This is a genomic window from Corynebacterium mendelii, from assembly GCF_017307055.1.
GTDB classification, from domain to species: Bacteria; Actinomycetota; Actinomycetes; order Mycobacteriales; family Mycobacteriaceae; genus Corynebacterium; species Corynebacterium mendelii.
Map to the genome: position 1 here is coordinate 637,099 of NZ_JAFLEQ010000003.1, position 11,635 is coordinate 648,733.

The following is an 11,635-nucleotide window of genomic DNA, read 5'->3' on the forward strand; positions in this document are numbered from 1 at the left end:
CCGTCCGCCGACCAGATCCCCCAGGCCACCATGACACGTTTCATCGGAACAGAAACCGAATACGGCATCGCCACCCCGACACAGCCGGGGCTGTCGCCGATAGTGACCTCCACCCATGCGGTGGTGGCTTTCGCCGCCCTGACCAGTTCCCGGGAACGCACCCGGTGGGATTTCGCGCCCGAATCACCGCTGAAGGATTCCCGCGGTTTCGATTTGAAGCGCTACCACACGGTTCCGGTGGTCGACCCGAATGCGCTCGGGGTGGCCAATGTGCTCACCGACGGCGGGGCCCGTTTCTACGTCGACCACGCCCACCCGGAATTCTCGTCGCCGGAAACATCCGATCCTCTCGTGGCGATGATCCACGACAAAGCCGGGGATGTGATCATGCGCCGGGCGGTCCGCGCAGTGGCGGAACTGTCGGCCGCCAACCGGTCGATTCTGCAGGGCCACGACCCCTGCCCGCCGCTGAAGGTCTACCGCAACAACACCGACGGCAAGGGCGCCTCCTACGGGGCGCACGAAAACTACACCTACTCCCGGGACACCGATTTTTCCACCATGGCGCAGGCGCTGATCCCGTTTTTCGCGACCCGCCAGATCTACGCCGGGGCGGGACGGGTGGGCCTGGGGCAGCGGGGTCAAACACCCGGCTTCCAGATCAGCCAGCGGGCCGATTTCATCGAGCAGGAAATCTCGCTGGAAACGACAATGAACCGCGGTATTGTCAACACCCGCGATGAACCGCACGCCGACGCCGCCCGTTTCGGCAGGCTGCATGTGATCATCGGGGACACCAACTGCTCACAAGTGTCGATCCTGCTGAAATTGGGGGCCACCAAACTGGTGCTCGACGCCATTGAGGCCGGGGTGGATTTCAGCCACCTGGCGCTGGCCCGGCCGGTGGAGGCGGTGACAACCATCTCCCGGGACTTGACCCTCACCGCCGGGCTGCCCATGGCCGACGGCAGCACCGCCACCGCCCTCGACATCCAGCGGGAATACCTCGCCGCCAGCCGGGACTTCGCCACCGGCGAGGGGGACAAAAAAGTCGTCGAGCTGTGGGAGAACATTGTCGGCATGCTCGACGACGATCCGCTGTCGACCAGCGACCTGCTGGACTGGACGGCCAAATACGCCCTGGTGAAAGGTTTCACCGACCGGGGGATTCGATGGGATTCACCGAAGCTGCAGTTGGTTGACCTGCAGTACGCCGACATTGATCCGCAGCGTTCGCTCTACCACGCTCTTGTCGGCAAAGGCCGGATGAGAACCCTCGTCGACCCCGCCGAGATCACCCGGGCCGCCGGGAAACCGCCGGTGGATTCGCGGGCGTATCTCAGGGGAACGTTCATGCACCACTACAGCGACAGTGTGGTCGCGGCGAACTGGGATTCGCTGGTGGTGTCGAACAACCAACGCTGTGTCCGCATGGTGCTGCCCGATCCCGGGATGGGAACCGAAGCCGACTGCCGGGATGTGATCACCCCGGCAGGTGACCCGGTCGATATTGCCGTACGCCTGGCCCAGCGCGGGCTGGTCCGCATCGACGAGCCGGACTGAAAAACCTGTCAGCCCCCGGCCAGGTTCAGGCGGGACAGCACCGCGGCCGCCTCGGCGATGGTCTGCTCCTTTTTGCAGAAAGCGAAACGCACCAGCGAATCGAAACGGTGCCGGTTCCCAGAGGACGCAAAGGGGCTGACCGGGATCGCGGCAATACCGTGGTCGATGAGGGTGGTGGTGACAAAGTGCGCCGCATCGTCCACCCCCAGGGGAGCGGCATCGGCGACAATGAAATATCCGCCGCCGGTGGGGTAGACGCGAAAACCCGCCTGCACCAGCGCTGCGGAGAGCTGGTCGCGCCGTGACTGCATCGACGCACACAGCCGGGCCATCCACTCCCGTTCGTTGAGCAGTGCATGGGCCACCGCCGGCTGCACCGGGGTGCATCCGACGAAGGTGAGAAACTGTTTGGCTTTGGCCACCGCGTCGATTACATCCGGCTGACCGATCGCCCAGCCGGTTTTCCAGCCGGTGACATTGAGGCATTTCGCCGCCGACGACACGGTGATGGTGCGCCCGGCCATGCCGTCAATGGCGGCCAGCGGCAGATGGCGGCGCCCGTCATAGACGAGCTTTTCATAGACTTCGTCGACCAGCACCAGCAGATCGTGGGCGATGGCGATGTCGGCTATGGCTTTCAGCTGTTGTTCTTCCAGCACGATGCCGGTCGGGTTGTGCGGGGTGTTGATGATGATCATGGCTGTGTCGCGGGTGACCGCAGCAGCCAGTGCGGCCGGGTCGAGGTGGAAGCCGTCATCATCCAGCTCCAGTGCCACCGGCACCAGTCGCGCCCCGGCCAGGGCGGCGGCGGCCGCGTAGGCGTCATAGTAGGGTTCAACAACAATGATCTCCCGGCCGGGTTCCACCAGGGCCAGCACAGTGGCGGTGATCGCTTCGGTGGCGCCGACGGTGATCAGCACCTGCGACTCCGGGTCAACCTCCATACCGGTCGAGAGCCCACGGTCGGTGGCCACAGCCTGCCGCAGGATCATTTCCCCCCGGCCGGGGCTGTACTGGTTGTTGCCCGCGGCAATCTGCCGGCAGGCCTCATCGAGCATGGACTGCGGGCCGTCCTCGTCGGGAAAGCCCTGGCCGACGTTGATGGCGCCGCGGCTGACCGCGAGATTTGTCATGGTGGCGAAGATGGTCTCGGAGAAACCATCCAGCCGGGATACGAGTCTGGACATGGCACCACTGTAGAGCCGCCCCGGTGGCAGGCCCACCCCGGGGCCGGGTGACACGCCGGGGATGACAGCCGTTTAGGTGGAACAACACGCTGGGGCAGTAAGCCTGCCCTGGGCTACCGGCTGTAACGGGCTAGACTTTCCCACAGGCCGTTTCCCGGCACCCAGCAAGCCACGCGCAAAGGAGCAACCGATACCGATGGCCACAGGTCGGCAGGTCAACAAGCAAGCCCACACACCCTCCGGCGACGACGGCGCGGACCCGCAGCCGGGCGCCCAAAGCCAGATCAACGCCCAGGGGGCGGATGATCTGCTCGATGAGATCGACGATCTTCTGGAGGACAACGCCGAGGAATTCGTCCGCTCCTACGTCCAGAAGGGCGGACAGTAACCATTTCCGCCCTGAATCCCGCAGCCGCCCACGTCAACCGGATCATCGGGCTGGAAACCGAATACGGGGTCACCGGCCGCCTGGCGGACGGGACGGTGATCAGCCCCGACGATGTGGCCCGGGCCATGTTCCGGCCGGTGGCCGAACAGTACGGCTCGTCGAATATTTTCCACCCCGACGGCTCCCGGCTCTACCTCGATGTCGGCGCCCACCCGGAATGGGCCACCGCCGAATGCACCACCATCGACCAGTTGGCGGCCTTTGTGGCAGCCGGCGACCGCATCATCGACGGACTGGCCGTCAAAGCCGAAGGCTCCCTCGACTTCGGCGGCGACGGGGCCACCATATGGGTGCTGAAAAACAACGTCGATTCGGTGGGTAATTCCTACGGGGCGCACGAAAACTATCTGGTCGGCCGTGACGTGGTGATCAAACGCCTGGGGGCGCTGTTTCTGCCGTTTCTCATCACCCGGCAGCTGATCTGCGGGGCAGGCACCATCGCCCGCCCGGGTGCGGCGTACCCGGATATCGATGAGTCCTGCTTCGTTATCTCCCAGCGGGCTGATCATGTCTGGGAGGCCGTCAGTTCGGCGACCACCCGTTCCCGCCCGATCATCAACACCCGGGATGAACCGCACGCCGATTCCTCCCGGTGGCGGCGCCTGCACGTGATCGTGGGGGATTCGAATATGGCCGATGACAGTCTGCGGCTGAAAATCGGCTCCACCCTGCTGGTGCTGGAGATGATTGAGGCGCACGCCGCCCCCGACGGCCTGGAGTTGACCGGATCGATCGAACAAATCCACACGGTGGCACGCGACACCACCGGCCGGGCGCCGGTTCATCTCGACCACTCGGTGACCACCACCGCGCTGGCCATCCAGCGGGCCTGGTGCGATGCGGCCGGCCGGTGGCTGGACAAGCGCCCCGAACCGGACGAGGGCAAAGGCACCCCCACCGCACAGCTCAAGGCGATCCACCGGCTGTGGACGACGGTGCTGGACTGCCTGGACAGCGGGGATCTCACGCCGATTGCCGGATCGGTGGACTGGGTGGCGAAAACAAAGCTCTTCGACGCCTATCTGGACCGCGGATTGACACTGGGCGACGCGAAGCTGGCCCGGCTGGACTACGCCTACCACGATCTGCGGCCCGGCCGGTCGGTGCTGCAGGCTCTCACGGACCGCGGGCGCATCAACAGCCGGGTCAGCGACAGTGCCATCCAGGCGGCCATCGATGCGCCGCCACCCACCACCAGGGCGGCGATCCGCGGGCGGTTTCTGCGCACCGCCGACAGGCTCGGCGCCCCGGTCACCGTCGACTGGATGCGGGTGAAACTTTCCCGCCCGGAGCCGGTTGCCGTCGAATTGCCGGACCCGTTTGCCACTGAATCGGCGGCAGTCGATGAACTGCTGGAACACATGGCGCGCCATTTTCCGGCGCAGTAGCCGCACGGCGGGGGTACCCGCGGCGCGCCAAAACAAAGGCACACGGCTGCCGCGGTAGCGTTGGTGAACAAGATGGTCACCGCCGTGCGGCAGCTGCCGGCGCAGTCACCCACACCGTGTGCGGGGCATGCCGGGGCACCCGGCACGCACGGCTTTTACACCCACGCCGAAGGACACGAGTCTTCACACCATGACCGATATCACCGCCAAACCGGAACGCACACCCATCGGACCGATGGAAGAACGCCTGCTCAACCTGCTGATTTTCCTTCTGCACAGAACAGGGGGAGAAGCCTCGACGGAAACAATCGGCAACAAGGTGTTCGGCTACGAAAAACCCACCTCTGCCGACGCCCGGGAACGGCTGTCGAGCATGCTCAGCGAGGATGTCAGCCGCCTGCAGGTCACCGGTGTCCCGATCACCCGGATCGACACCGGCGGGGTGCGGCTGGACACCGATGTCTATGGGCTTCCCGAAATCGACTTCACCCCCGATGAGGCCGCGGTGATCACCCTGGCCGGTTCCCTCTCCGACGGCTCCCAGCTGGGTTCTTTCGCCCGCTCCGGGTGGCGGAAACTGAAAGTCGACGGGCGCATCGACGCAGACCGGCCGGTCAGTGAACCGGTGAAATTCCTCGACGACAATCTGTCGATGGATGATTCGGTGATCACCACGTTGCTGGCGGCCACCGACGAGAACATGGTGTGCAGCTTCGGCTACCGGGCTTTTGACAAAGCGGTGGCGGAAAAACGCAAACTCGAGCCGTGGGGCCTGGTCAACCACGAAGGCAAAATGTATCTGGTCGGCTGGGATCCGGAGAAAAAAGACACCCGGTGTTTCCGGGTGTCCAAGCTCACTGACGTGCGCAAAACCGGCGACGAGGCAACAGTCGACAAACCGGCTCCGGCCGATATCCGCGCCCTGGTTGAAAAGACCCTGGACTCCCTGGCGCCGCGGGTTGATGCGGTGGTCACCGTCAGCCCCACCGCCCCGCCGCCGGTTGTCCGTTTCGTCACCGGCGGGGTGGCCCTGCAGCCGGGGCGCTACCGGCTGTTACATGTGGTGCGCCCGGAGCTGGTGTCCACCGCCCTGAAATTCGGCCCGGATCTTGTGGTCGAATCCCCGGCGGATGTGGTCGACGACATCGTTGCCGGCCTGGACGCCCTGATCGAACAGCACAGCAACTGAAAAAAGCATCCGCCAGGAACACCGAACAGCCCGCTTGAAACGCAGGAACAACGATGATGAAACAGACGAATCATTCCATAGACACAGCCCGGCGGATCAGCCTGGTGCGGTATTTGAAGCAACGGCCCACGCCCCCCAGCCCGTGGGTCGCGGCCGAGGAACTCGGTGTCGACCAGCAGACACTGAAAGAAGATTTGAAGGTCCTGGGGATGGTCGGCCTGTGCGAGAACGGCTGCGAACCCTACCTCGACGACAGTGTGCTCATCGATGAAGACGAAGACAACTACCAGCTGCAGCTGACCCGGGGGATGAAGCTCGGCCGGTCGCTGCGGCTGTCGCTGGCCGAGGCCGGCGCCCTGGTTCTGGAACTGGAGCAGCTGCGCAGCATTCCCGGTGTCGCCGAACCGGAGGCCATCGAATCGGCCCTGAACAAGCTGTTGGCCATCTGCGGCAAACGGCTGGATGTGGTCATCCGCGGCGGGGATCCGGACAAGGATCCGGATGCCGGGATCCTCACCGCCATCGCTGCGGCGCGGCAACACCGCACGGCTGTCAGCTTCGACTACCTGAAGGAAAGCGACACCACCCCGCAGCAGCGCACCATCGACCCCTATGTGGTGTTTTTCCACCACGGGCACCGCTATGTGGCCGGTTTCGACCGGGACCGGCAGGAGCCGCGGAACTTCCGGCTCGACCGCGTCAGCAACCCCGTGGCCACCGATAGTGACCGTGATCCGCGGGCCGACAAATTCGCCTTCGATGATGCCGACCCCTTCAACTTCGATGAAGCCCATGTGGCCAAGGCCTCAGTGGCGGGGCATCTGCGGTGGCTGGCCGACTATGAGCCGATCCAGATTTCCCGCCGGGCGCGCCGTGACGGCCTGTTCAACGCCGTCATCCGGTGGCACACCCATGATTGGATCACCTCATTTGTGCTCTCCCAGGGCGGGGGGATTACAGTGGATGTACCCGACGACGTGCGCCGGGCAGTCGCCGAACGGGCACAGCGTGCCCGCGCGGCCTACCCGTCCTAAGACACCACCGGCCTGCACGTCGTAGAGCCGACCACATCTGTGGGTGGCCCGCCCTAGCTGCACCGGCACCCGATTGCCGGTGCGGCCGGACACCCCAACGCCGACCACCAGGACCACGACATGCCCTCTCTCGGTTTCCCCGAAATTCTTCTCCTCCTTGTCCTCATCGTCGTTTTGTTCGGCGCCAAACGGCTGCCCGATGCCGCCCGGTCTCTGGGGCGCTCGATGCGCATCTTCAAATCGGAGGTCAAGGAAATGGCCAACGACGACGACAACCCCCAGCCACAGCAGATCACCGGCACCGGCTACCAGGCTCCGCAGCCCGGTCAACCGAACCCGGCCGCTTCCCAACAGCAGCCGGTTGACCCCTTAAACAACCCCAACCAGCAGCAGTAAAAAACACCAGCCACACCAGACGACGGCCGGGACGGCAGTCATCTGCCGCCGGGGGCCGGCCCATGACACGCGCCCGGCACCGCCAGTGCAGATGCCCGCGCCCGGCTGCCTGACCCCCCGCACCTTCAACACCGGTTGTGATCTTCCACCTATGACTGACACTGACAATCAGCGCCGCAGGCTGCGGCTGCCGGTGCGCCGCAAAGGCGGCGCCGACGGGTCGATGAGTCTGGTGGAGCATCTGCAGGAACTGCGCCGCCGGGTGATTGTGTCGGTGGCGGCGCTGTGTGTGGGCACCATCATCGGCTACATCTGGTACGCGCAGGGGGTGCACATCGCGGTCGGGGCGGTCAACATCCGTATCCCCACCCTGGGCGATATTTTGCGGGGACCCTACTGTGACATCCCCCCGGAGCGGCGCGCCGATTTCTCCGCCGACGGGGAATGCAAGCTGCTGGCCACCGCGCCATTTGACATGTTCATGCTGCGGCTGAAAGCCGGTGCGCTGGCCGGGGCGGTGTTTTCCTCCCCGGTGTGGCTGGGGCAGCTGTGGGGGTTTATCACCCCGGGGTTGATGAAAAACGAGAAACGTATCTCGCGGATATTCATTTCCCTGGCGGTGCTGCTGTTTACCGCCGGGGCGGTGCTGGCCTACTTCATTGTCTCCGTGGGCCTGAGTTTTCTGTTGTCCATCGGCCAGGACACGCAGACCACCGCCCTCAACGGCATGCTCTACTTCAAGTTCCTGCTGACGCTGCTGGTGATTTTCGGCATCTCTTTCGAGGTGCCGCTGATAGTGGTGATGCTCAACATCCTCGGGCTGCTTCCCTATGAGGCGGTCCGTGACAAGCGGCGCATAATCATTGTCGTGCTGTTTTGTTTCGCCGCTGTGGCCACCCCCGGCCAGGATCCTTTCTCGATGCTGGTGCTGGGCCTGGTGCTGTGTCTGCTGGTGGAGCTGGCGTTCCAGTTCTGCCGGATCAACGACCGCCGGCGCACAGTCAACCGGCCCGAATGGCTCGATGTCGACGACACGCAGGCATCACGCCTGGATTCGGCCGCCACCGGTGCCGGTGGGGTGCAGCCGATCGAACCCGCCCAACCGCTCGGGCCGGTGCAGCCGGTGCGCCCCGGTTCCTACGGATCCGCCGCAGCGCAACCCCCCGGCCTGCGGCGGGGCGGACAGCAGCAGCCGGGTCCCGGTGACTTCGACGACGTGGTCTAAACCTCCTTCTTCCCGCGGGCTGTCACATCTGCGGCCACACGCTGCCCGCGGCGGCCCATCCGCCCGCTAGGGTGGTTGTCATGGAACCGGGTTCTTTTTCGCGAACTGACGAGCACACTGCCACCGCCGCAAGCACGGTGGAATCGTTTTTCACCGGGCTTGACCGGCAGGCCGAACCGCACCAGCTTCAGGCCTGTGAACTGGTGGCCGGCGGCGCCAATGTGCTGTTGTCCGCTCTTCCCGGAGCCGGGGCCAGGTTGATCGGCGCGTTCGCCGCCTGGCACAACCGGGACACCGGGGGCCGCTGCGCCTGGATTGTCGATGCCCCTCTCACCGCCACCCACCGGCGGCGGGAACTGGAGAACCTGCTCGACGGCACCAAGGTCGGCCTGATCATGGACGGCCGCGAAATCAACGCCGACGCACCGGTGGTGGTGACCACCGTGGAGATCATGCGCACCCGCATGCACACCCTTCCCGGGCGTTTCGCCGCCTTGAACAAAGTCATTTTGGACGGGGTGCACCACATCGGGGACAGGGTCAGTGGACCGGCGTGGGAAGAAGTGATGATGGCGGTGGGCGGATCGGTGCCCTATGTCGCCATCTGTGACCGGGGTCCCGACGCCGCCGATCTTGCCGTGTGGCTGGGCAACCTGGGGCAGAAAGTGGAGCTGGTCACCGTTGACACCCGGCCGGTGCCGCTGAAACACTGGGTTATTGCCGCTGATGCTTTGCTTCCCCTGCACGAGTCGCAGCACGCCGACGGCCACGCCGGAACCACCGCCGCAAGCCCCGCCGGGCAGACCGGTGGGGACAACCACGGCGACGGCGGTGACGGCACCCCGGTGACGTTTACCGGTGCCGGGAAGACGGCGACCGCTGCCGGGCGCAGCGACCGGGGGCAACCGGGCGGGGAGCCGACCCGGGAGGAATTGTTCGACCAGCTGCTGGCCCTGGCCCGGGCATCGGTGCCCCCGGAGACGACGAGCCTGTGGGGTCCGCGGCGGCCCAAGGGGCAGAAAGTTCCGCCGGTCAACTGGGGCAGACGTCCCTTGGTCGCCGGCTCGTCGACCGGATACCACCGGCAGCTGGAGATACTGGCCGACAATGCGATGCTGCCGGCCGTGGTGGTGGTTCCCGGCCGGTTGCGCTGCGACCAGGTCGCCGAATCCTGTCTCGCGCATGAAGTGCGCCTGACCGACAAGCAGGAAAGTGCCGCTATCCGGCGGATCGTGGAGGCCGCCGTGGCCGGCATCCCGATCGAGGATCTCGACGAGCTGCGTTTTTCGGTGCTGCGCAGTCAACTGGTCGCGGGCTATGCCGCCCACCACACCGGGGTGCTGCCGCTTTTCCGCCGCATGATTGAGGATCTATTTGTCCGCGGGCTGGTCAAGGTGGTGTTCACCGCCGGGGAAGAGGAGGCGTTGTTCACCCCGCAGACAAAAACAGTGGTGCTGTCCTCCAGGCGCCACCACACACCGGAAGCCGAGGAACAGATCACCGCCAGTACCTGGGCGCGGCTGGCGGCCCGGGCGGGACGCAAAGGCCTGGACGACTACGGGCATGCGGTGGTGGTGGCCGATGACACGGTCACTGCCGCACAGCTGGCCGCCATGGCCACCGGAATTCCACCTCGGTTGAAATCGGCTCTGGTGCCCTACCACGGCATGGCCGCCCGGCTGACCGACGCCTACGGCTACCACCGTGCCCGCACCCTGGTGGCGTGCTCTTTCGCCGAACGCCGCGACCGTACCTTTACCGGGGAGATCACCGCCCGGATCCGGGAAGCGGAAACAATGGTCGACAAGCTTCACACAGCGATTGCCGACAACGCCGGCCAGGCGCCGGGCACAACCGGCCGCGACGAGATGGTTCAACTGGTGGTTGACTACGCATTATTGTGCAACCAGCGGATGAGCCATCTGGATTATCTGGCCGGTCAGGCCCACAGAAATCTGCGGCGCACAATCGCAAAGCGGCTGACGGAATTCAACCACGGTGATGTCATCGCCCTTCCGGGCAGACGCTCGACCCGGCTGGCGGCCGTGGTCAACGATTCCGCCCCGCAGGGCAACGACCCGGTGGTCCATATTTTCCACCCGTCCGGCCGCGGCGAATGGCTCACCGCCGACTCTGTGGCCTACCCGCCGGTGAAAGTCGGGGTGATGCGGCTGGAACGCCCGCCGAAAAACGCGGCCCGCCCACGGAGCAGGAAAATCTCCGCCTCCCCGGTCTCGAGGCGCAAAAGAGCGGAGTCATTTTCCCGGGTCCCCGACTACCGGGCACAGGTCAGTGCCGGGTTTGCCGCCGGAAAATACCCGGTGCCCGATTTCCCCGAACGCAGTATCGGCGACGACTATTTGAGCGCCCTTGATGACCGGATAGCCGCCCACCCGGTCCACGGCTGGGAGGAACGTGAGCTGATGCGGCTGCTCGCCGACCGGCTGATCGAAGCCCGCCGCTCGCTGGCGCAGCTTCGCGACCAGCGCATCGAACTCGGGGTCGGCACCACCCGGATTTTCGACATCACCTGCAGCCAGCTGACCTCACTGGGCTACATGGACGATGCGACGGCACAGCACACCGCTGCCGATCCGGCCGACGGCGACGATGACGGTGACGGTGACGTTGACGGAAAAACCGCCGTCGCCGACAAAAAGCTCACGGCGACCGGCACACTGCTGGCCGGGCTGACCGGACGGTTTTCGTTGCTGGCCGCCGAATGCATCAGCCGCGGGGTGTGGTCGGGGCTGTCACCGGCCGAGCTTGCCGGTGTGGCGTCGATGTGCACCGGACCGGCGGGCAACACAACCGGTGTCGAAGCGCCCACCCGCGCCATGCAGTTCGCCATGACCGTCACCCGAATGACCTGGTGGCAGCTGGAGCAGTCCGCCCGCGCCCGCGGTCTTGCCCCGGCCCAAGCCCCCAACGAGCAGGCCTGTGTGGCCATGTATCTGTGGACGACGGGCAAGACACTGGCCGAATGCCGGGAAACCGCCCGGCTGGCCGGACAGTCGCTGTCACCGGGAATGTTCGTCGACTGGGCACAGGCCACCACCCGGCTGCTGGAAACGATTGTCACCCTCAGCGGGGACCGGCACCTGGCCGCCGTCGCCTCGCAGGCGATCAGCCACATCCGCCGCGGGGTGGTCACCTGGGGCTACTGACAGGCCGCGACGACTGTGGGGCACCAGCGGTTATCCTT

Annotated in this window: 9 protein-coding genes; 8 read left to right on the forward strand and 1 reads right to left on the reverse strand. The window is 65.5% G+C overall.

Features of this window, described 5'->3' with window-relative positions; genetic code table 11:
- The first annotated feature begins 30 nt into the window (after positions 1-30).
- Positions 31-1,563 (forward strand): depupylase/deamidase Dop, encoded by a 1,533-nt coding sequence (dop, locus tag JZY06_RS02520; protein WP_207118208.1) that lies wholly within the window; start codon positions 31-33, stop codon positions 1,561-1,563.
- An 8-nt stretch (positions 1,564-1,571) separates the two neighbouring features.
- Here dop and JZY06_RS02525 read toward each other — a convergent pair whose 3' ends face one another.
- The gene (locus JZY06_RS02525; protein ID WP_207118209.1) at positions 1,572-2,750 is read right to left on the reverse strand and encodes an aminotransferase class I/II-fold pyridoxal phosphate-dependent enzyme; all 1,179 of its coding nucleotides are present in this window, start codon (positions 2,748-2,750) and stop codon (positions 1,572-1,574) included.
- 196 nt (positions 2,751-2,946) lie between these two features.
- Between JZY06_RS02525 and JZY06_RS02530 the strand changes: the two genes are divergently transcribed.
- The 7 genes from JZY06_RS02530 to JZY06_RS02560 all read left to right on the forward strand — a co-directional run bounded on the left by JZY06_RS02530 (position 2,947) and on the right by JZY06_RS02560 (position 11,597).
- Entirely contained in the window at positions 2,947-3,138 is a 192-nt protein-coding gene (locus JZY06_RS02530; protein WP_207118210.1) for a ubiquitin-like protein Pup, read from the forward strand.
- Positions 3,102-4,586: a Pup--protein ligase gene (gene pafA / locus JZY06_RS02535; RefSeq protein ID WP_377769002.1), complete on the forward strand. Its 1,485-nt coding sequence runs from the start codon at positions 3,102-3,104 to the stop codon at positions 4,584-4,586. The genes JZY06_RS02530 and pafA overlap by 37 nt, the downstream gene beginning before the upstream one ends.
- Before the next feature lie 190 nt (positions 4,587-4,776).
- Positions 4,777-5,775, forward strand: coding sequence for a helix-turn-helix transcriptional regulator (locus tag JZY06_RS02540; protein WP_207118211.1), 999 nt, complete (start codon positions 4,777-4,779; stop codon positions 5,773-5,775).
- 56 nt (positions 5,776-5,831) lie between these two features.
- The gene (locus JZY06_RS02545; protein ID WP_207118212.1) at positions 5,832-6,809 is read left to right on the forward strand and encodes a helix-turn-helix transcriptional regulator; all 978 of its coding nucleotides are present in this window, start codon (positions 5,832-5,834) and stop codon (positions 6,807-6,809) included.
- A gap of 120 nt (positions 6,810-6,929) precedes the next feature.
- On the forward strand, positions 6,930-7,205 hold the full coding sequence (gene tatA / locus JZY06_RS02550) for a Sec-independent protein translocase subunit TatA (protein WP_207118213.1): 276 nt from the start codon (positions 6,930-6,932) through the stop codon (positions 7,203-7,205).
- A 151-nt stretch (positions 7,206-7,356) separates the two neighbouring features.
- Positions 7,357-8,430: a twin-arginine translocase subunit TatC gene (tatC, locus tag JZY06_RS02555; RefSeq protein ID WP_242516439.1), complete on the forward strand. Its 1,074-nt coding sequence runs from the start codon at positions 7,357-7,359 to the stop codon at positions 8,428-8,430.
- Between the two features lie 80 nt (positions 8,431-8,510).
- Positions 8,511-11,597 carry a DEAD/DEAH box helicase gene (locus JZY06_RS02560; RefSeq protein ID WP_207118214.1) on the forward strand — a complete coding sequence of 1,029 codons (3,087 nt, stop codon included), beginning with the start codon at positions 8,511-8,513 and terminating at the stop codon, positions 11,595-11,597.
- Positions 11,598-11,635 lie beyond the last annotated feature (38 nt).

Coding starts and splice junctions, on each gene's coding strand:
- dop (WP_207118208.1), top strand. CDS start 31: ATGACACGTTTCATCGGAACAGAAACCGAATACGGCATCGCCACCCCG.
- JZY06_RS02525 (WP_207118209.1), bottom strand. CDS start 2,750: ATGTCCAGACTCGTATCCCGGCTGGATGGTTTCTCCGAGACCATCTTC.
- JZY06_RS02530 (WP_207118210.1), top strand. CDS start 2,947: ATGGCCACAGGTCGGCAGGTCAACAAGCAAGCCCACACACCCTCCGGC.
- JZY06_RS02540 (WP_207118211.1), top strand. CDS start 4,777: ATGACCGATATCACCGCCAAACCGGAACGCACACCCATCGGACCGATG.
- JZY06_RS02545 (WP_207118212.1), top strand. CDS start 5,832: ATGAAACAGACGAATCATTCCATAGACACAGCCCGGCGGATCAGCCTG.
- tatA (WP_207118213.1), top strand. CDS start 6,930: ATGCCCTCTCTCGGTTTCCCCGAAATTCTTCTCCTCCTTGTCCTCATC.
- tatC (WP_242516439.1), top strand. CDS start 7,357: ATGACTGACACTGACAATCAGCGCCGCAGGCTGCGGCTGCCGGTGCGC.
- JZY06_RS02560 (WP_207118214.1), top strand. CDS start 8,511: ATGGAACCGGGTTCTTTTTCGCGAACTGACGAGCACACTGCCACCGCC.